This window comes from Gellertiella hungarica, assembly GCF_014197145.1.
In the GTDB taxonomy this organism is placed as follows: Bacteria; Pseudomonadota; Alphaproteobacteria; order Rhizobiales; family Rhizobiaceae; genus Gellertiella; species Gellertiella hungarica.
Genome location: NZ_JACIEZ010000001.1, coordinates 26,999 through 47,082 on the forward strand (window position 1 = coordinate 26,999; position 20,084 = coordinate 47,082).

The window sequence follows — 20,084 nt, forward strand, 5'->3', positions numbered from 1 at the left end:
CCGTTCTCATCTGCAGCCGGCCGGCTGCCTGTCCTCCCGCAAGGGCGGGAAAATTTATCGAGTGTTAAGCGGACTTTTTGTTATGATCGGTTGTCTTTTGTGTTGCTTAAGTCCACTTAAGCTACACTAAAGTTTTTAATGGATGCGAGTCAAGTGGAGAAGCAATCGATGTCAGAGCCTGCGAGCACCGATCCGCGGGAAGGGCATGCCGGCAGCGAAGGGGCCCGCCTGGGGCACCTTCTGCGGCAGCGCCGGAAGGAAATCGGGAAAACCATGAAGCAGGTGGCCGCCGAATGCGACCTGACGGAAGGCTTCATCAGCCAGGTGGAGCGGGGCCTTTCCGCGCCGTCGCTGATCTCGCTTTACAAGATTGCCAATGCACTCGGCATGTCGGTGGATTCCTTCCTTTCGGAGGAACCGCAGCACACGCCCTCGATGGTCACGCGCTCGGAGACGCGCACGGGCTATACGGTGGAGACGAAGGAGCGGGTCTACGAGATCCTGGAGCGCGGTTTTCCCGGCGCGAAGCTGAATGGCTGCATCACCCGCATTCCGGTCGGCTACGTGTCCGAGATGATGACCCACGAGGGAGAGGATTTCGTCTATATCATCGAAGGCGAGATCCTCTACGAGGTCAATGGCTCGCATTATCACCTGAAGGCGGGCGATACGCTCCACTTTCCCTCATCGCTGCCGCACCGGGCAACCAATGTCGGAACGGTGCCTGCCCGCGAGCTGTGGGTGGGCACCACGCCGATCTTCAAGGACAGCAGGCGCGAAGAGGCCTCTCCCGCCGGCTGAGCGCCGGCCGGCGCGCCCGGTCAGGCCTCGTCATTGCCGGCCAGACCGGTTGCCACCGCAACCAGCCACTGGCGGATGACGGCGGGATCGATGCCGCCGGCAGCCGCAAGAAGCCTTTCCTCGACCGGATCGAACAGCTTGCGCGCCTCCTGGATGAGTGCCTGCCCCGCATCGGTGATTTCCAGCCGCACGATGCGCCGGTGATGGGGATCGGGAAACTTCCGGATCAGACCCCGCCCGTCCAGCCGCTGCACCACCTCATGCGCGCTCTGCGGCGTTAGCATGGACAGGCGGGCCAGGTCGGCGCTCGACAGCGGCTGATAGGCCTTGATCATGGTGAGGGCCGAATACTGCGCCACGCTCAGGCCGAGCTCGGCAAGGGCACGGTCCATCGCCTGCTGCGCCACCGTGTTTGCCTGCCGCAAAAGGTACAGCAGATAGCCCTCCATGCCCCTCCGGCCTTCCCCGACCTTCGGAACCGCGCCTTTTGCTTCCGGTGATTTTGCCATGCCGCCTTGACTCCAGTATCAGGGACCTGATAATTTTTTCGCATCGCCAACCATATCAGGTCCCCGATGAGCACGCATCCTGCCCCACCGCCTTCTCCCCGAGTCCGTGTGAAGCGATTTCACGAGCGCGGACATTACGACCGCTCCGTCATTCAGGACATCCTCGATGCCGGGTTTCACTGTCACGTGGGCTTCGTCCATCAGGGACAGCCCTTCGTGCTGCCAACCCTCTACTGGCATGACGAGGAGAGCATCTACATCCACGGATCGGCGGCAAGCCGCATGATCGAGGCTTCTGCCGATGCTCCCCTGTGCATCACGGTCACCCATCTGGATGCGCTTGTCCTCACACGCTCGGCCTTTCACCACTCGGCAAACTACCGCTCGGTCACCATTCTCGGCCAGGGCCGGATGATCACCGACGCCGCGGAATGCGCCGCGCAGCTGCGCCTGATGATGGAGCGTCTCTTCCCCGGCAGATGGGACCGGCTGAGGCCGGTAACGCCGCAGGAGATAAAGGCGACCCGCGTCATCGCCCTGCCGCTTTCGGAGGCCTCGGCCAAGATCCGCACCGGTCCCCCCGACGAGGATGAGGAGGATCTTGCCTGGCCGGTCTGGGGCGGGGTCATCCCCCTCAGGACCACCGTCGAAGCCCCCGTTCCCGATGTCACCAGCCTGCTGCACGGCATCGACGACGCGCCGCATTGCGCGGTGAATCCCGGCACGAGGGACGCATGAGCACGGTGTCGCCGCCTGTCGGCATCGCCCTCACGGTGCTCGGTTCCGGCGGACCGATGCATGGCGGAGGCAGGGGCAGTGCCGCCTATCTGCTTCGCCTTCCCGAGGCGCGCCCCCTGGTCGTCGACATGGGCGGCGACACGCCGCATGCACTCGCCCGGGCCGGACTGTGCCCGGGAGAGGTCGGCACGCTTCTCATCTCCCACCTCCATCCCGATCACGTCTCCGGCCTGCCGGATTTCGTCTGGGGAGAGCTGACGGCGGATCGCTCCGCGCCGCTTCTCGTCCTCGGCCCGCCCGCAGCCGAAGGCTTTCCGGACATGGAAGCCTTCTGGCAGCGGCTTTTCGGTCCGCAGGGCGCCTTTCCCTTCCTGTCGTCCCTCGTCGACAATCCGCCCTTTCCCCTCACGGTTTCCGTGGCACGGCAGCGGCGCCTGTCCCTCGGGGCGGACGGGCAGGTCGACATCGCGGTCTATCCCGTCCATCACGGCCGCGCCCCCACCCTTGCTTTCCGCATCGACGCAGCCGGCGTGTCCGTCGTGCTCGCGGGGGATCAGGTCATGCGCGATCCCGCCTTCGTCAACTTTGCCCGCGGGGCGGAGCTCATGGTGGCGCACATGGTCGTCAGCGGAAAGGCGGCAGGCAAGCCGCTTGCCGATGTGGTCTGCCTGCCGGAGGACATCGGCCGGCTTGCGACGCTCGCCGGCGTTCAGCATCTCGTTCTCTCGCATCTGATGCTCGATCCCGGCCATGCGGGGCGCGATAGCGCGCTCTGGTCGCTGGCCGCCCTCGAGGAGGCCCTGGCCGATGTGCGGGCCCACTTCCGGGGGAAGGTCAGCCTGGCAGAGGATCTCGCCGTCTACAGGGTTGCCTGAATCACTGCCGCGCCCGTTACCGGAAAACGGTCCTGAAACGCTCGGGATCGGCCGGATCGCGCTCGGCGATCTCCACCGGCGCCGACGCCCATTGCCACACGGTATCCTCGTCGGCGCGGGACAGCACGATGTCGCCCCGGCTGCCCTCGATTTGGACCTTCGGCCAGCACAGGGGCACCCGCGCCCGGTCCAGCCCCGCCTGTCGCAGCGCATCCGCGAGAACCAGCATGGCGTCATAGCCCTCGAGGGCCACGAAGGAAGGCGTGCCGCCGAGGCGCGCGGAAAGGCGGGCGGCTATGGCCACGCCCTTTCCCGCGGTCGCGGGCGGCAGGTAGCGCAGAAACGGAATGCCTGCCGCGCCCGCCCCGAGACGCTCGACCCAGCCGGGAAATTCGGGCTGACCCGCGGGGGCGCCGAGCTTCAGCCGGGACAGTCGCGTGTCGCGGAGAACCGCCTCTGCAAGCGAAAGCGCCGGTTCCGGATGGCCGGCGAGCAGCAGGAGCGCGGTTGCGTTGCCCGCCGCCAGCCTGTCGCACAGCTCCGCCGGTTCGGTGGACTGAAGATCGAGCACCGCGACCGATCCGCCCGCCGCTTCGTGGCTCGCCCTCAGAATGCGGATGCCGGCCTGCCAGTAGACGCTGGGCTGGCAGGCGGCGGCGATGTGCCGATGCCCTGCGGCAAGCAGATGCGCCGCATAGCGGCTCCATCCCTTCGACTGCGGCGGTGCTATTCGCGCCACCCATCGGCCCGGCTTCTCGAGCAGGCCGTCGATGACGGCGGAGGAGCAGACGAAGGGAATGCCGAGCGCCTCGGCGCGTGCGGCGATGACGCGGGCGACCACGCTGTGATATTCCCCGGCAATGGCCGTCACCCCCTGTCCGGCAAGCGCGTCGACCGCTGCTTCTGCCGTCGCGGGGTCTGCCGCCGTGTCGCGCACCACGAGCAGGAGTTCCTGCCCGCCCAGCCCGCCGGCGGCATTGATGTCGCTCACCGCCTGCTGCATCCCGGCCAGCATCTGCTGGCCCGCCTCCACCCAGCCCGGCCGGGAGAGGGGTGCGAGGGCGCCGATGAGGACGGCGCCCCTTTTTCCGGAAGCACGATTTTTCGACGGCATGAAGATCTCCTGGTGAAGGGGGTAGGGGCGGGCGGCAGGGGTGGGCGGTCAGCCACCCCGGCTTGCTGCCGGGTAGGCCGGGTCGAGCCGCTTGCGCAGCTCCAGCCGGGTTCGATGGGGCGTGAAGCCGGTCTTCTCGGTCATCCGCAGCGCCGGCCTGTTTTCTTCCAGATTGTCGATCCGGACCTCCGCGCAGCCGGCCTCGGCCGCTTTCCCGACCAGCCCCTCGAGAAGGGCGGTGCCGAGGCCGAGGCCCCGGTGCTTCCGCTCGACACCGACGAAATAGACATAGGCATCCGCTCCGGCCCGATGCAGGGCACCGGCGCCGGCCAGATCATCGCCGTGGAGCGCCGCGAGCACCCAATCGGGCCGCGCATTCGGGTTCGTCCGGAAGATCCGGTCGAGCTGCTGCATCGACCAGGGCGGAAGACCCTCCAGATCGGGCGTCTCGCCAAGACGGTCGCGCAGGAAGGGGAGGAGGAGATCCCAGCCCGGATAGCCCTCCGCCATGGTCACGAGCCTGAACGCCGGCGGCAGGCGGAGGCCTGCATCCTGCCGGGCAGGATTTTCCGCCCGGACAGCCGTCGGCAACCGGCTTTCGCGTCTCCGACGGGCAATGGCAAAGCCGCGCCTCTTCAGCCAGTCCAGCGTTTCCGTGGCGCTGTCCGGCTGTTCGCCGTAAAGGCCGTCGAAACCGGACCGTCTGGCCTGATGTTCGAGTTCCGCCAGCATCCGGCTTCCGAGGCCGGCCCTGCGGTGCAGGGCGGAGACGGCAATCTCGGTCCTAAGGTATCCCGCCGGCACATAGGGCGAGCGCGCCAGCTGGCCCGCGACGACGAGCGCCCCTTCCTCGCCGATGACGAGGCGGATGGGCGCATCCGCCCCGGCCATCCGTTTCTCCCGCTCCAGGAAATCGGCAAGCCCGAGCGGCGTGCCGCGCAGCAGGTTCATGAGGCGCACCCATTCGGCGGCATCCTCCCTCCGGTAGAAGCGGATGGTCACCGGTGCCCGCTCCCGGTCTTTCCGCTGCCCGCCTTTTCGGGGTCGGTCTGGCCGGAAAGCCCGAGCGGACGGGCCCAGTCCATCAGGCGGACATCCACCAGGCCATCGCCGTGATCGATGAGGAACGGCGCTCCGGGCTTCAGCGCGGCCAGGATGCGGGGCAGCGAGCGCATGCCTTCCTCCACATGCCGCCCGTCGAAGGCGCCGACGCGGATCGCGACTGCAAGGTCGAAGCGGTCATCGCCGGCGGGCAGCGAAAAATCCGCCGCGCTGGCATGGCGATAGGCGAGCCGGCTCAAGGCGGCGTCGGGGGTGCCCATCTCCCTTGCGCGGGCGATCGCCGTGGCGCTGCGGTCGATCCCGAGCACAAACCCGTCCTCGATGCATTCGGCCATGTGGCGCGCCATCGCGCCGGTGCTGCAGCCGATCTCCAGAACCTTCATCCCCTTCCGGAGCGGAAGGGCCTCGACGACAGCCTTCAATCGGGCGGACAGCATGCGTTGCTCCTTGACAGCGCGACTCATGTGGGTAATTAACCACATATGGGCAGGCAAGTCATCACCGAAAATGAACCCGTCTGGCGCGCGCTCGCCGACCCGACGCGCAGGAAGATCCTCGATCTCCTGCGGGACGGACCGCGCACGACGGGCGAGCTTTGTGCCCATTTTCCGACATCCCGCTACACCATCATGGGCCATATCGAGGTGCTCCATGCGGTCGGCATCCTCACCTTCGAGAGGCGGGGCCGGGAACGCCTGAACCATCTCAATCCAGTGCCGCTGCTCGAAGCCTGCCAGCGCTGGCTCCGGCCCTTTTCCGCCGAGGCGGCGGCCTTTCTGTTGAACCTGGCGGATGACGCCGAAAAGAGGGAGACGCCCGTGACAGGCCTCAGCATCGACATTCGCGCAGAACACCTGGTCCAGCGGCCTGCGGACGCCACCTGGCGCTCGCTGATGCAGATGGAGCGATGGTGGCCGAGATGCTGGAAGGAGGGCGAGACGCTTTCCTTCGAGCCCCGGCTCGGCGGCCGGCTTGCGGTAGTTTCGGCGCCCGGCGAACCGGGCGGCGAGGCGGGTGGCACGCTCTGGGGCGCGGTCGAGCGCTTCGAGCCCGGCGCGCGGCTTGCCGTCCGGGGCGCCATGGGTCTCCCGGGCCCTGTGGTCGGGGTCTGGGACCTGGAGCTGATCCCGCGGGGGCAGGAGGCGACCCGCGTGGTTCTCGTCCATCAGGCTTTCGGCCCCGTCAGCGACGAGGACCGGCAATGCTTCCGGGAGGGCTGGGACGGCATGCTGTCTGCCCTTGCCCGCTTTGCCGAGGAGGCCTGACGGGCAGGCAGGCAGACGGGCAGCCGCCTAGCCGGCCGAAGCCCCGCCGGCCGCATGGATCGAGGCGACGAAGCGGCGTGTCCGCTCTTCCGCCGCATGGCTGAAGATGTCGGCGCCGCGGCCGGTTTCCACCACTCGGCCGGCCTCCAGAAACACCACCTGATCGGCAATGCGCGAGGCAAGGCGGATGTCGTGGGTCGCCATCACCATCGTGGTCCCTTCCCGTGCCAGCGCGCTCAGCACGTCCACCACTTCCTGGGAGAGCTCCGGATCGAGGGCGGAGGTCGGCTCGTCGCAGAGCAGCACGCGGGGCGAGGGCGCCAGCGCGCGGGCGATCGCCACGCGCTGCTGCTGCCCGCCCGACAGCGAGGCCGGCCAGGCATCGGCCTTGTGCGCCAGATCCACCTTCTCCAGCAGCTCCATGGCGCGGGCACGGGCCTTCGCCTCCGGCCAGCCGAGCACGGTCACAAGCCCTTCCATCACGTTCTGGATAGCGGTTCGGTGGGGAAAGAGCTGGAAGTTCTGGAACACCATGCCCGTCTGCAGCCGGATCCGCCGGATGTCCTTCCAGCCGATCTTGCGGCCTTCCGCGAAATCGATGCTCTCGTCGCCGATGCGCAGGCGTCCCGCCTGGGGAATTTCCAGGAGGTTGATGCAGCGCAGCAGCGTGCTCTTGCCGCCGCCGGAGGGGCCGATCAGCGCCGTCACGCTTCGTTCCGGCAGCAGCAGGTTGATGTCCCTGAGGATGACCGCGTCGCCGAAGCGCTTTTCGATGTGGGAAAGCTCGATCATCGGTTTGCCTCCAGCATGCCGCCATAGCGGGCGAAACGGGCCTCGAGCCGCACCTGCAGCGCCGAAAGCACCGAACTCATCGCGAGATAGATCAGCGCCGCCTCGATGTAGAGGATCAGCGGCTCGTAGGTGGTGGCGACGATGCGCTGCGCCGACTGGAAGAGCTCGGGCACGGTGATGGCGGCGGCGAGCGAGGTGTCCTTCACCAGCGAGATGAAGGTGTTGGACAGCGGCGGCACCGCAACGCGCGCCGCCTGCGGCAGGATGGTGCGGGTCATGGCCTGCCGCCAGGTCATGCCGATGGAATAGGCCGCCTCCCACTGCCCCCGGGGCACGGAGGAGATCACGGCGCGGATGATTTCGGAGGAGTAGGCGCCGATGTTCAGCGTGAAGCCGATGAGCGCCGCCGGAAAGGCATCGAGCAGGATGCCGATGCTCGGCAGGCCGTAGAAGATGACGAAGAGCTGCACCAGAAGCGGCGTGCCGCGGATGATCCAGACATAGAAGCGCGCCACGGCGACCAGCGGGGCGGGGCCGAACAGCCGCGCAATCGCCGTCACCAGGCCGAGCGCCAGCCCGAGCACGAAGGAAATCAGCGTCAGGGGGATGGTGAAGGTCAGACCCGCCAGCAGCAGCGTCGGCAGCGAGTCGATCATCAGTTGGAGCCAGTGGGGCACGGGCGTGGTCCTTCAAGAGGAATGCCCGGCACGCTTTGCCGGGCATGTCGTAATGCAGGGAGGGAACGGATGGTTCCGCTTACTTCGAGACATCCTGGCCGAAATACTTGTCGGCGATCGTCTTGTAGGTGCCGTCGGCCTTGATGTCGGCCAGCGCCTTGTTGATCGCTTCCAGAAGCTCCGGTTCGCCCTTGCGGATGATGATGCCGGAATAATCGGCATTTTCCTGCTCGGCGGCGATCTTCACCGGCGCATCGGGCTTGTGCTTCTTGAAGTCGAGGAAGGAGAGGCTGTCGTTGATCGTCGCATCGGCGCGACCGGTTAGCACCAGCTGGATCGACTGGTCGAAACCGTCGGTGCCGACGAGTTCCGCGCCGTTTTCTTCGGCGATCTTGCCGAAGTTGCTGGTCAGCGACTGGGCCGACTTCTTGCCCTTCAGGTCGGCAAAACCCTTGATGTCGGCATTGTCTTCCTTGACGATCAGCACGGCCTTCGAGGCGATGTAGGGCTCGGAGAAATCGTATTTCTGCTTGCGGGCCTCGGTGATGCCCACCTGGTTGATCACCGTGTCGTACCGGTTCGCATCGAGACCGGCAATCAGCCCGTCCCACTTGCCCTCGACGAACTCCGCCTTCACGCCGAGCTTGGCGGCAATCGCCTCGCCGATCTCCACGTCGAAGCCGACCAGCTTGCCGCTCTCGTCATGGTAGGTAAAGGGCGCATAGGTGCCCTCGGTGCCGATCTTGATCGCGCCGGCGGACTTGATCGCATTGAGGTTTTCCCCCGCCTGCGCGGGAACCAGGGCGGCTGCCTGCAGGGCGGCGGCAACGGCAAGGGTCTTCAACCAGTTCATGGGATGTATCCTTTCGATGAAAAGTTGCATTGCCCCACCTATCGCAGAAAATAGGCGCGCCGGAGTGGAAGGAAACACTGAAGAAAAAGAGATTCTGCAAAAACTTTTTCTTGTCTGTAAAAATTTTGAGATGGGACACGGACCGGGTTTCCGGGACCTCGTGGTTTCTGTTGCGGGATGGGGCTTGGGGGCGAGCGGCGTGGGGTTCGCCGTGCTGCCTGCACGGTGTTGAGTATGCCGGACCGCACCCCCCTCTGTCGGGACGGCGTTTGCGTTTGCCGCACCGCACCCCCCTCTGTCCCTGCCGGGAAATCTCCCCCGGCGGACGAGCTTCGCTCGCCGCGAGGGGGGAGATCATAGGCCGCGTTTGCCGATGCGCACCCCCCTCTGTCCCTGCACGGCGTTTCCTTTGCCGCACCGCACCCCCCTCTGCCCTGCCGGGCATCTCCCCCTCAAGGGGGGAGATCGACATTGCGGTTTTTGATTTCCTCAAATAACAAGCGTCTCATTTGCCGATACGTTTGCGGGGGACTTCCCCAAGAATCCCCATCCCGATCTCCCCCCTTGAGGGGGAGATGCCCGGCAGGGCAGAGGGGGGTGCGCATCGGCAAACGCAACGCCTTGCAAGGCAGAGGGGGGTTCGGTGCCCCAAACTCCACGCCGTGCAAGGCAGAGGCTGGGGTGCAGCACCGCATCCCCCCATGTTGCGGCCCGAACGGAAAAAGGCCGGTCCAGGGACCGGCCTTTCTGGCATGCGCGACGGGAAGCCCGGTCAGCTGCGGGGCTTGAGGTTCTGGGGGTCGTAGAGCGGCTTGTAGCCGACGCCAGCGACCTCGACCGGGTAGGTTTCTCCGAAATACTCGACCTCGAGCTTGCGGCCTTCCTGGCAGTAGGACCAGGGCAGGTAGGCGAGCGCGATGTTCTTGCCGATGGTGGGACCATAGGCGATGGAGGTGGTGTAGGAGCGGCGGCCGAGTTCGTCGACCAGCACTTCCTTGGTCTCGGGATCCATGACCGGCAGCGTGCCGACCGGGTAGCGCTTGACGCCCTTGGAGTCGGTGTTCTCGGTCATGACAAGCGTGCAGAGCATGGCCGGCTGGTTGGCGCGGGCCTTGTACTCCAGGTGCTTTTCCTTGCCGCGGAAATCGGCTTCCTTGACCTTCGGGCGGGCCAGATCGCATTCGATCAGGTTGTAGTAGGTCAGGAGGTCGGCGTTCTGCAGGCGCAGGCTCTTTTCCATGCGGCGGCTGTTGGCGTAGGTTTCCACGCCGAAGGCCATGACGCCGGTGGAGCGCAGCGCATCCCAGACGGCCAGGCCGTCCTCGTACTTCATGTGCAGTTCCCAGCCCTGCTCGCCCACGTAGGAGATGCGGAAGGCGGTCACCGGCTTGCCGGCGATCTCGATCTGCTTGATGGCGGCGAAGGCGAAGTTTTCCGGGTCGAGGCCGGCCGGGTCCGCGACGACCTTCTTCAGGTTCTCGCGGGCGTTCGGGCCCCAGATGCCGATGGTGATGTACTTCTCCGAGACGTCCGTGACGGTCACGTCGAAGCCCTTGTCCTCGGCGACGCGCTTCACGTAGTGGAAGTCGCGCGGGCCGGCATCGGCGCCGTCGATGACGCGGCAGCGGTCGGCCATGCGGATGACGGTGAGGTCGGCGCGCACCATGCCCTCGTCATCGAGGAAGTGGGTGTAGATGCCCTTGCCGATATTGGCGTCACCGCCGATCTTGGCGGCGCAGATCCATTCCATCAGCTCCACGTGATCGGGGCCTTCCACATCGAACATGTAGAAGTGCGAGAGGTTGACGATGCCGCAATCCTCGCTCATGGCGAGATGCTCGGCATTGGAGACGCGCCAGAAGTGGCGGTTGTCCCACTCGTTCTCGCGGACCGGAACGCGGTCGCCGTATTTTTCCAGCAGGTGCTCGTTGGCCGCGTAGCCATGGGCACGCTCCCAGCCGCCAAGCTCCATGAAGTAGCCGCCGAGCTCCTTCTCGCGCTCGTAGAAGGGCGAGCGCTTGGCATTGCGGCTCGTGGCATAGGGCTCGCGCGGGTGCACGGCCGGGAAGTAGATCTTCTGCGCCGCCTCGAAGCAGCGGTTGGCGATGAACTCTTCCGTCAGCTGGTGCGGGTAGAAGCGGGCATAATCGATCGAGTTGTGGTCGATATGGGTGCGCCCGTCGGTCATCCAGTCGGCGATGAGCTTGCCGTAGCCGGGGCCGTCCTTGACCCAGATGGCGACGCAGTACCAGAGGCCGCGGACCTTCTGGCTCTCGCCGCAGGACGGACCGCCGGCGGCCGATACCTGCAGCAGGCCGTTGAAGGAGTGGCCTTCGTTATAGCCGAGTTCGCCGAGGATCGGGGTGAGCTCGATGGCGCGTTCCAGCGGCTCGAGGATCTGTTCCATCTCGAGGTCGCGCTGCGAGGGCGAGAGGCGGGCCTCATGCTTCTCCAGCAGGTCGCGCGGATGGCACATGCGGGGATTGGTGGTTTCGTAGTAACCCCACTCGATCTGGCCGCCTTCGGTGGTCTTCGGGTCGCCGGTGTCGCGCATGTAGGCGGAGTTGCCCTGGTCGCGCAGCAGGGGATAGCCGATTTCCTTGCCGGTGCCTTCGAACTCGTTGTACGGACCGAAGAAGGTGAGCGGATGGTCGACCGGCATGACGGGCAGGTCTTCGCCGACCATTTCGGCGATCAGGCGGCCCCAGAGGCCGGCGCAGACGATGACGTGATCGGCCATGATGGTGCCGCGATGGGTGACGACACCCTTGATGCGGCCGTTCTCGACGATCAGCGACTGGGCGGGCGTGTTGGCGAAGGCCTGCAGCTTGCCGCTCTTTTCGGCCGCATCGACCAGCTTGCCGGCAACGGTCTGCGAGCGCGGGATGACGAGGCCGGCATCCGGATCGAACATGCCGCCCATGACCTTGTCTTCCTCGATCAGCGGGAAGAGCTTCTTGATCTCGGCGGGGCTGACATAATGGGCGCGGGTGCCGAAGGCCTTGGCGGACATCAGCTTGCGCTTGATTTCTTCCATCCAGGTATCGTCGCCGGTGCGCGCCACTTCCAGGCCGCCGATGCGGGCGTAGTGGCCCATCTTCTCGTAGAAGTCGATGGAATACTGGGTGGTCCAGACCGACAGATAGTCGTGGCTGGTGGTGTAGCAGAAGTCGGAAGCATGGGCCGTCGAGCCGATGTCCGTGGGGATGCCCGACTTGTCGATGCCGACAATGTCGTCCCATCCGCGTTCGATCAGGTGGTGGGCGATGGATGCGCCGACAATGCCACCGAGACCGATGATGACTACCTTCGCCTTTGTGGGAAACTCTGCCATGGGGTGCGACCTCAATTTGTTATCGGGCGGACTCTATGGCGAAGCCAATGCGAATTGAAGCCTGTCTGCGACATTCTTGGGGGACTGCACGACCACTTTGACGGCGCTGAGGGCAAAGGGGATGGCCTGTCTACGACCGAACGCGCCCTGCGGCCCTGCCTGCGTGTCGCAGCCGGACCATCGGCCCGGCCGCGCGCCGGTCAGGGCGACAGGCCGGCCTGCGGCCGCGGCGTCGCAAATCCGTAACCGCCGGTGGCCGTCCCCCCGGATTGCGCCCGTTCCACGAGCGCGTCGAAGAGCTGGTAGCCCTTGCGGAAGCGGCCGAAACCGCTCGAGAGGTTGATGTGCCCGGCATAGCCCATGTCGAAGAGGGAGGAGCCCCACAGGCCGGCGAACTGTTCCGCCCGCCCGAACGACATGTAGGGGTCGTCCCGGCTGGCGACCACCACCGAGGGAAAGGGCAGCGGCGCCTGCGGCATGGCGCCGAAGCGGATGAGGCCGGGGTGGATCTCTCCCGTCGCCGCGAGATCGCAAGGGGCGACGAGCAGCGCGCCGCGGATGCGGCTGCCGAGCGGCCGCGCCGCCATGTGCGCCGCCAGCACGCAGCCCAGGCTATGGGCGACCAGATAGGCGCCTTCGCTCGCGCAAAGCGCCTCCTCCAGCCGCGCGATCCAGCGGTCGAGATCGGGGAAGTCCCAGTCCGCCTGCTCCACGTAGCGGGAACGGGGGCGCTCCTCCGCCCAGAGATATTGCCAGTGCCCCTCGGGCGAGCCGGCAAGTCCCGGCAGGATGAGCGTCTCAGCATGATCGGAAAGGGTCATGGCGGTCTCCCTGGCGTTGCGTGTCGCGATGGGAGCCATTCTGGCCGAACACCGTCCGCCGGCGAAGGACGGCCATGCCAAATTCTATAAAAACCATAGAAAATAAAAGCGGCCGGGCATGCGCAGCCCGGCCGGTTGTTTTTCCGCAGCCTCCGGGGGCGCTACTGCTTCTTGCCGCTGCCGGGTTCGGCCATGCGGGCGTGCTGCTCGGCGAGCATGCCGGCGGGCGTGACATTGGCGACGGCGGAGGTGAGCTTGTTCTTCCAGCCGGTGACGATGTCGCCCTCGTTGTCCATCATCGCCTCGAAGCCGGCGCGGGCCACGTCCGCGGCATCGTCCTTGTCCGACTGGCCGACGGCGGTGTCGAGCATGTCGGCCCGCTCGAAGAAGCGCGTCTCGGTCGCGCCGGGCATCAGGCAGGTCACGGTCACGCCGCTGTCCTCCAGCTCCTCGCGCAGCGCGAAGGAAAAGCTGTTCAGGAAGGCCTTGGTGCCGTTGTAGACGGCCTGGTAGGTGCCGGGCATGAAGCCGGCGATCGAGCCGGTGATGAGGATGCGCCCCTGCCGCCGGGCGCGCATGGCCAGCCCGATGCGGTGGATGAGGCTGACGGTGCCGGTGATGTTGGTGCCGATCACGTGGAGCGCCTCGTCGAGATCCTGGTCGAGGAAGGCATGGCCGAGCCCGCGCCCGGCATTGGCCATCAGGATGTCCACCGGCTGGCCCTTGTCGGAGACGAAGTTGAAGAAGTCGTCGGCGCCGGCCCGGGTGGCGAGATCCACCTTCATGGCATCGACGGAAACGCCGAGGGACCGGAGTTCGCGAGCGGCATTCTCGATCTGCGGCTCGTCCGCCGCGATGATGAGGTCGTGGCCCTTGGCCGCGGCGATCTTGGCCAGCTCGAAGCCGATGCCGGACGAGGCGCCGGTGACCACGGCAAGGGGACGCATTTGGCTTCCCATGGGAATGCTCCTTCTGTTTCGGTGATGTCAGGGCTTCAGGACGACCTTGATGCAGCCGTCCTTCTTGTCGCGGAAGGTCTTGTAGAGCTCCGGCCCCTCCTCGAGGGTGGCCCGGTGGGTGATGACGAAGGAGGGGTCGATCTCGCCCTTCTCGATGCGTTCGAGAAGTTTCGGCAGATAGGCCTGCACCGGCGTCTGGGCCATGCGGAAGGTGAGCCCGCGGTTGATGGCGGAGCCGAAGGGGATCTTGTCGAGCAGCCCGCCATAGACGCCGACGATCGAGACGGTGCCGAAGTTGCGGCAGCAGTGGATCGCCTGGCGAAGCACATGCGGACGGTCGGTGCCGAGGAAGGTCGCGACCTTCACCCGGTCGATCATGGCGTCGACGCCGGACATGGCGTCCGCCTCCGTGCCGACCGCATCGATGCAGGCATCGGCCCCGCGTCCGCGGGTCATCTCCATGATCCGGTCATAGATGTTGTCGGCCCGGAAATCGAGCGTCTCGGCGCCGCCCTCGCGGGCAAGGGCGAGGCGTTCGGGAACGGTGTCGATGGCGATCACCCGTTCCGCACCCAGCAGGAAGGCGCTGCGGATCGCCATCTGGCCGACGGGACCGCAGCCCCAGATGGCGATGGTGTCGCCCGGCTGGATGTTGCAGAAATCGGCGGCCATGTAGCCGGTCGGGAAGATGTCGGAAAGGAAGAGGACCTGCTCGTCCGAAAGCCCGTCCGGCACCTTGATGGGGCCGACATCGGCATAGGGCACGCGCAGATATTCCGCCTGGCCGCCGCTGTAGCCGCCGAGCAGGTGCGAATAGCCGAAGAGGCCCGCGGGCGAATTGCCCCACAGCTTCGCCGCCTTTTCCCGGTCGGGGTTGGAACGCTCGCAGCCGGAATAGAAGCCGCGCTTGCAGAAATAGCATTCGCCGCAGGAGATGGTGAAGGGCACCACGACCCGGTCGCCGACCTTGAGGGCCTTGTTGTCCCGGCCGACCTCGACGACCTCGCCCATGGTTTCGTGGCCGACGATGTCGCCGGAATGCATGTCGGGGATCATGCCGTCGAAAATGTGGAGGTCCGATCCGCAGATGGCGCAGGCCGTTACCTTGATGATCGCATCGCGGCCGTCCTGGATTTCCGGATCGGGCACGCTCTCGCAGCGAATGTCGCTCTTGCCGTGCCAGGTGAGAGCCTTCATCGGTGTTGTCTCCTCTTCGTCTGCCGCCGGACGGCAAGGCAGGTGGATCGCCCCGTCTGTCCGAAACTCGCCAGACGGTCATTCGATCCGGAAGAGACCGGTTTTTTGGGGCGCGAGGCTCAGGCGCGGATGCAGGCGGGAGCGGGCACGAGGCCGGGCGGGGCGCGCCCGGGGTCGTGATGGACGCGCCAGTCCGCATGGCGCAGCAGCGCCGAGATGTAGGCGAGCGCGTTGTGCAGGCCGTTCTGCGAATAGGGCTTCTCGATCGCGCCGGCAAAATCCTCCGGGATGCGCTTCAGGTTGCCGGTGACGAACACGAAGGGGATGTTGTCGCGGGCGAGGATGCGGCCGACCTCGATGCCGGTCGGGCCGTCGCGCAGGTGGATGTCGACGAAGGCGAAGTCCGGCCGCCGGGCCTCGGCCAGCGCCACGGCCTCGCCCATGGACATCGCATGGCCGGTCACGTGGTGCCCCGCCTCCTCCAGCTCGCTCTGGAGTTCCAGGGCCAGCAACGCCTCGTCTTCAACGATCAGGATGTTCAACTCTGACTGCCCTCTGCAATGTTGCCCACCGGAAGTGTCACCAGAACCGTCGTTTCCACGCCGCGCTCTTCCCGTTCGATGGTTGCGCCCACCTGCTTGGCGCAGGTTTCGAGGATCAGCCGGCCGAACTGCTGCTCCTCGGGATCGACGGGGACCGGCTCGACCGTGTCGCTGACGGAAATGATGAAATGGCCGTTGAGGCGACGGACCTGCACGTGAATGAGCCCGCCGCCGTCCTTCAGGCCGCGCCGCACCGCATCGCCCACCAGCTCGTTGACGATCAGCGCCAGGGGCGAAGCCCGGTTCGCGGGAACGAGGACGGGGGAGATGTCCATGGTAATGCGGATATCGTCGCGCCGGAGGGCGCTGACGACATCCACCACCAGCTCGCGGGCAAACTCGCCCACGTCGAAGCGGGCGACATCGTCCATTGTGAAGAGCTTGCGGTGCACCATGCCCATCGCCTCCACCCGGTCCAGAACCGATTTCAGCGTGTCCTTGACGGTCCGGTTGGTGGAGATGCGCGCCTGCATCCGGATCAGCGACGCGATGGTGAGAAGATTGTTCTTCACCCGGTGATCCACCTCGTGGACCAGCATGGTCTTGGCCTCGAGCGCGGCGCGCAGGTCGGTCGTCTGGCGCAGGACCGTTTCCTCCGCCGCCTGGCGCGCGGAAGCCAGTTCGGCCTCGCGATGGCGGATGCCGCTGAAGTCGAGCTGCGAGGCGAAGAAATAGATCACATCGCCCTGATCGTTGCGCACCGGGCTGATGAAGAGCGCGTTCCAGAAGGTCGAGCCGTCCTTGCGATAGTTGAGGATGTCCTGCGATACCGGCAATTCCTGGCGGATGGCCTCGCGGATCCGTTCCACGGCTGCGGGGTCCGTATCCGGTCCCTGCAGCAGGCGACAGTTCCTGCCGATCAGCTCGTCCTGGCTGTAGCCGGTCAGCTCGGAAAAGGCCCGGTTGGAAAAGATGATCGGATTGTCCTCCTGCCGGGGATCGGTGATGATCATCGGCATGCGGGTCGCCTTGAAGGCGGCCGCAAAGGGATCTTCCGAGACATGGGAATCGAGCAGCGCCCTTCCTGCCCGCTCGGCGCCGTCGCGATGGCTGTCTTCAGACATCCTGAGGCCTCCTGTCTGCGCTTGCGGGGGAGATGGCGTTCCGCACCCATGTCGCGGCGGAGACCGACGCACGCACGGTGATGGGTGACATCTGCGGAACCACTCCCTGATGAACCTTCTGGATCGGCGCCCGGTGCGCCCGAGCCCATTACCTAAGGCGCACTTCGCGTTCGAAAAGGGGCAGTGCCCCCGTCGCAACTACAGGAAAATGAATGCAAAACGGCGCGCTTCGTTCCAGCGCGCCGCAGTTTTTGGATGATTTTCGGTAAAAATCAGGTGGAGGGGACTGTATCTTCCCCGATTTCAGGCCGTTTTTCCGTCTTCTGCCGCGCCCGGCCGAAGAACAGGGCATAGCCCGCCGGAAGCACCAGGACGGTCAGCACCGTCGCCACCAGAATGCCGCCCATCATCGCATAGGCAAGCGGACCCCAGAAGGCCCCGCGCGAGATCGGGATCAGCGCCAGCACGGCGGTGAGCGCGGTCAGCACGATGGGGCGGAAGCGGCGCACCGTCGCCTCCACGATCGCTTCCATGCGTTCCATGCCGGCGGCGATGTCCTGGTCGATCTGGTCCACGAGGATGATCGAGTTGCGGATGATGATGCCGAGCAGCGCGATGACCCCGAGGATCGCGACGAAGCCGAAGGGCGCGCCGCTGACGAGGAGCGCCGCCGCCGCACCGATGATGCCGAGCGGACCCGTCGCCAGCACCAGCATGGCCTTGCCGAAATGCTGGAGCTGCACCATCAGAAGCAGCACGATGATGATCAGCATGACCGGCACCTTGGCGGCAATCGATGCCTGGGAGGTTGCCGATTCCTCGACGCCGCCCTGGATCTCGATCTTGTAGCCCGGGGCAAGCCCGTCGCGCAGCGGCTTCAGCTGGTCGAAGACGGAAAGCGCCACCTCGTTCGACTGGACATCGTCCGGCACCACGCCGCGCACGGTGATCGTCGGCATGCGGTCGCGCCGCCATTCGATGCCGTTTTCCAGCACGGGCTCGACACGGGCGACCTGCGAGACCGGCACGAAACGGCCGTTGTCGGTCGGGACGTAGACGGAGTTGACCGCCGTCAGCAGGCTGCGGTTCTCGGCGGGCTCGCGCACCACGATGGAGATGGTCTCCTCGCCGGAGCGGAACTCCGAAAGGGGCGCTCCCGACATGGCCGCCTGCAGCATCTGGCGGACGCGCTGGGAGGAGACGCCGAGCGCGCGGGCGCGGTCCTGGTCGATCACGAGGCGCATGGCGGGCACCTGTTCCAGCCAGTCGTCGTGGACGGCCGAGAGCAGCGGGTTCTTGCGGTAGACCGCTTCGACCTCCGTGGCGATCCGGCGCACCTCGTCGCGGTCGGGACCGGAGACGCGCATCTGGACCGGCCAGCCGACCGGCGGGCCGAGGAACAGGCGGTCGACCTTGGAGCGCACGGTGGGGAAGTCCTTCGCCAGGATGTCCCGGAGCTTCCGGATCAGCCGCTCGCGGCTGTCCACGTCCTTCGCCATCACGAGGAGCTGGGCGAAGTTCGGATTGCGCAGCTGCTGGTCGAGCGGCAGGAAGAAGCGCGGCGCGCCCTCGCCGATGAAGGTGGCGACGAAGGTCTTGTCCTTGTCGTCGAGGATGCGCGCCTCGAGGGCCTTTGCCTGGCGCTCCACCTCGCCGATCGCCGTGCCCTCGGGCATCCACATGTCGACGAGGATCTCCGGCCGGGAGGACTGCGGGAAGAAATTCTGCGGGATGAAGCGGAAGCTGTAGATGCTGGCGCCGAAGACCGCGACCGTCGCGAGAAGCACGATGATGCGGTGGCGGACCGCCCAGCCCACGGTGGCCCGGAGCCGGCGGTAGAAGGGCGAGCCGAAGACATCGCGCACTTCGCCTTCCGCATGCGGGCGATGCTTGAGGATCATGTGCCCGAGCCAGGGCGTGAAGAGCACGGCGACGATCCAGGAGCAGACGAGCGCGATGCCGACCACGTAGAAGAGCGAGCTGACATATTCGCCCGCCGTGGAGGCGGCAAAGCCGACGGGGATGAAGCCCGCCGTGGTGATGAGCGTGCCCGTCAGCATGGGGAAGGAGGTGGATGTATAGGCAAAGCTTGCGGCCTCGAGCTTCGGCAGCCCTTCCTCGAGCTTGCGCTCCATCAGCTCCACGACGATCATGGCGTCGTCGACGAGGAGGCCGAGCGCGATGATGAGCGCGCCGAGCGAGATGCGCTGCAGCTCGATGCCCATCATTTCCATCACCGCGAAGGTTGCGGCGAGCACCAGCGGGATGGTGATGGCGATGACCATGCCGGACCGCCAGCCGATGGAGAGAAGCGAGACCACGAGCACGATGATGAGCGCCTCGATCAGCGCCTGGCCGAACTCGGCCATGGCTTCGCGGACGACTTCCGGCTGGTTCGAGATCTGTCCGACGCTGACGCCGACGGGCAGCGTCTCGCGGAAGCGCTCGTAGGTCGCCTCGACGGCGGTGCCGACATCCGTCACCTTGAAGCCCTTGGCCATGACGACGCCGATCTCGACGCTGTCGATGCCGTTGTAGCGGAACTTGCGCGACGGCGGGTCCTCGAAGCCCTCGTAGACGCGGGCGATGTCGCCGAGCCGGAAGACCTGGTTGCCGGCGGCAAGGCGGAGCTGGCGGATATCCTCCGGCGTGGTGACGCCGCCATCCACCGAAATGCGCACCGAACGGTCTGCCGTCGTGACGGTGCCGGCGGGATCCATGTCGTTCTGGCCGGCAATCGCGGCGGAGATGTCGCGGATCGTCAGGCCCCGTTCGGCGAGAGCCTTGGTGGAGACGTCGATGAAGATCTTCTGCGGCTGGTCGCCGAGGATGACCGCCTTTTCCACGCCCGGGGTCTGGAGCAGCATGTCACGGGCCTTGATGGCGAACTGCTTCAGCTCCGGATAGCTGAACCCTTCGCCGTTGAGCGCATGCAGGGTGATGTAGGTATCGCCGAACTCGTCGTTGAAATAGGGGCCGTAAAGACCGCTCGGCAGCTCGCTCCTGATGTCGCCCACCTTCTTGCGCACCTGGTAGAAGGCATCCTTCACCTGGGCCGCATTGGTATCGCCGGCGATGTTGATGGTGATGATGGCGCTGCCGGCGCGCGAGAAGGACTTGATGTAGTCGAGATGGGGCGTTTCCTGGAGTTTCCGCTCGATCTTGTTGACCACCTGATCCTGCATCTCCTCGATGGAGGCGCCGGGCCAGGCCACCTGGATGATCATGGCCCGGAAGGTGAAGTCCGGGTCCTCCTTCTGCCCCATCCGCATCAGGCCGAGCGCGCCCATCACGATGATCAGGCCGAAGAGGAAGCGGATGATGCTGGGATGCTGGATCGCCCAGCGCGACAGGTTGAAACCTGCGCCGTCATTGGTCGAAGAGGTCGACATGGCACACCTTGGGTCTATGGAGCGGGGAC

General features: G+C 66.1%; 18 protein-coding genes. 4 read left to right on the plus strand and 14 right to left on the minus strand.

Going from position 1 to position 20,084, the window contains the following annotated elements:
- The first annotated feature begins 168 nt into the window (after positions 1 to 168).
- A complete protein-coding gene (locus GGR23_RS00130) occupies positions 169 to 801 on the plus strand; it encodes a cupin domain-containing protein (protein ID WP_183364069.1) in 633 nt (210 codons plus the stop codon).
- Positions 802 to 821: 20 nt separating this feature from the next.
- Here GGR23_RS00130 and GGR23_RS00135 read toward each other — a convergent pair whose 3' ends face one another.
- Entirely contained in the window at positions 822 to 1,310 is a 489-nt protein-coding gene (locus GGR23_RS00135; protein ID WP_183364070.1) for a MarR family winged helix-turn-helix transcriptional regulator, read from the minus strand.
- A gap of 108 nt (positions 1,311 to 1,418) precedes the next feature.
- On the opposite strand from GGR23_RS00135, the gene GGR23_RS00140 reads away from it, so the two are divergent.
- Positions 1,419 to 2,048: a pyridoxamine 5'-phosphate oxidase family protein gene (locus GGR23_RS00140; RefSeq protein WP_343066585.1), complete on the plus strand. Its 630-nt coding sequence runs from the start codon at positions 1,419 to 1,421 to the stop codon at positions 2,046 to 2,048.
- Positions 2,045 to 2,923, plus strand: a complete 879-nt coding sequence (locus tag GGR23_RS00145; RefSeq protein WP_183364072.1) for an MBL fold metallo-hydrolase — start codon at positions 2,045 to 2,047, stop codon at positions 2,921 to 2,923. Before GGR23_RS00140 ends, GGR23_RS00145 begins: the two co-directional genes overlap by 4 nt.
- 16 nt (positions 2,924 to 2,939) lie before the next feature.
- On the opposite strand, the gene GGR23_RS00150 is transcribed toward GGR23_RS00145, so the two are convergent.
- The 3 genes from GGR23_RS00150 to GGR23_RS00160 are packed head-to-tail and all read right to left on the minus strand — an operon-like array spanning position 2,940 to position 5,536.
- On the minus strand, positions 2,940 to 4,037 hold the full coding sequence (locus GGR23_RS00150; RefSeq protein ID WP_183364073.1) for an ABC transporter substrate-binding protein: 1,098 nt from the start codon (positions 4,035 to 4,037) through the stop codon (positions 2,940 to 2,942).
- A gap of 48 nt (positions 4,038 to 4,085) precedes the next feature.
- Complete coding sequence (locus GGR23_RS00155; protein ID WP_183364074.1) at positions 4,086 to 5,039, minus strand: GNAT family N-acetyltransferase; 954 nt, start codon at positions 5,037 to 5,039, stop codon at positions 4,086 to 4,088.
- A complete protein-coding gene (locus GGR23_RS00160) occupies positions 5,036 to 5,536 on the minus strand; it encodes a class I SAM-dependent methyltransferase (RefSeq protein ID WP_246364789.1) in 501 nt (166 codons plus the stop codon). Before GGR23_RS00160 ends, GGR23_RS00155 begins: the two co-directional genes overlap by 4 nt.
- 45 nt (positions 5,537 to 5,581) lie before the next feature.
- On the opposite strand from GGR23_RS00160, the gene GGR23_RS00165 reads away from it, so the two are divergent.
- Positions 5,582 to 6,364 carry a helix-turn-helix domain-containing protein gene (locus tag GGR23_RS00165; protein ID WP_183364076.1) on the plus strand — a complete coding sequence of 261 codons (783 nt, stop codon included), beginning with the start codon at positions 5,582 to 5,584 and terminating at the stop codon, positions 6,362 to 6,364.
- 27 nt (positions 6,365 to 6,391) lie between these two features.
- On the opposite strand, the gene GGR23_RS00170 is transcribed toward GGR23_RS00165, so the two are convergent.
- The 10 genes from GGR23_RS00170 to GGR23_RS00215 all read right to left on the minus strand — a co-directional run bounded on the left by GGR23_RS00170 (position 6,392) and on the right by GGR23_RS00215 (position 20,055).
- Positions 6,392 to 7,156, minus strand: a complete 765-nt coding sequence (locus tag GGR23_RS00170) for an amino acid ABC transporter ATP-binding protein (protein ID WP_183364077.1) — start codon at positions 7,154 to 7,156, stop codon at positions 6,392 to 6,394.
- Positions 7,153 to 7,833 (minus strand): ABC transporter permease subunit, encoded by a 681-nt coding sequence (locus GGR23_RS00175; RefSeq protein ID WP_183364078.1) that lies wholly within the window; start codon positions 7,831 to 7,833, stop codon positions 7,153 to 7,155. The genes GGR23_RS00170 and GGR23_RS00175 overlap by 4 nt, the downstream gene beginning before the upstream one ends.
- A 79-nt stretch (positions 7,834 to 7,912) precedes the next feature.
- A complete protein-coding gene (locus GGR23_RS00180) occupies positions 7,913 to 8,686 on the minus strand; it encodes an amino acid ABC transporter substrate-binding protein (protein ID WP_183364079.1) in 774 nt (257 codons plus the stop codon).
- Between the two features lie 772 nt (positions 8,687 to 9,458).
- Positions 9,459 to 12,020: a GcvT family protein gene (locus tag GGR23_RS00185; RefSeq protein ID WP_183364080.1), complete on the minus strand. Its 2,562-nt coding sequence runs from the start codon at positions 12,018 to 12,020 to the stop codon at positions 9,459 to 9,461.
- Positions 12,021 to 12,220: 200 nt separating this feature from the next.
- Complete coding sequence (locus GGR23_RS00190) at positions 12,221 to 12,841, minus strand: RBBP9/YdeN family alpha/beta hydrolase (protein ID WP_183364081.1); 621 nt, start codon at positions 12,839 to 12,841, stop codon at positions 12,221 to 12,223.
- Positions 12,842 to 13,002: 161 nt separating this feature from the next.
- On the minus strand, positions 13,003 to 13,800 hold the full coding sequence (locus tag GGR23_RS00195) for an SDR family NAD(P)-dependent oxidoreductase (RefSeq protein ID WP_183364082.1): 798 nt from the start codon (positions 13,798 to 13,800) through the stop codon (positions 13,003 to 13,005).
- Between the two features lie 27 nt (positions 13,801 to 13,827).
- Complete coding sequence (locus tag GGR23_RS00200) at positions 13,828 to 14,997, minus strand: zinc-dependent alcohol dehydrogenase (protein WP_183364083.1); 1,170 nt, start codon at positions 14,995 to 14,997, stop codon at positions 13,828 to 13,830.
- 119 nt (positions 14,998 to 15,116) lie between these two features.
- Positions 15,117 to 15,539 (minus strand): response regulator, encoded by a 423-nt coding sequence (locus GGR23_RS00205; RefSeq protein ID WP_183364084.1) that lies wholly within the window; start codon positions 15,537 to 15,539, stop codon positions 15,117 to 15,119.
- A complete protein-coding gene (locus tag GGR23_RS00210; protein ID WP_183364085.1) occupies positions 15,536 to 16,663 on the minus strand; it encodes a histidine kinase dimerization/phosphoacceptor domain -containing protein in 1,128 nt (375 codons plus the stop codon). The genes GGR23_RS00205 and GGR23_RS00210 overlap by 4 nt, the downstream gene beginning before the upstream one ends.
- Before the next feature lie 272 nt (positions 16,664 to 16,935).
- Positions 16,936 to 20,055 (minus strand): efflux RND transporter permease subunit, encoded by a 3,120-nt coding sequence (locus GGR23_RS00215; protein WP_183364086.1) that lies wholly within the window; start codon positions 20,053 to 20,055, stop codon positions 16,936 to 16,938.
- Positions 20,056 to 20,084: the final 29 nt, after the last annotated feature.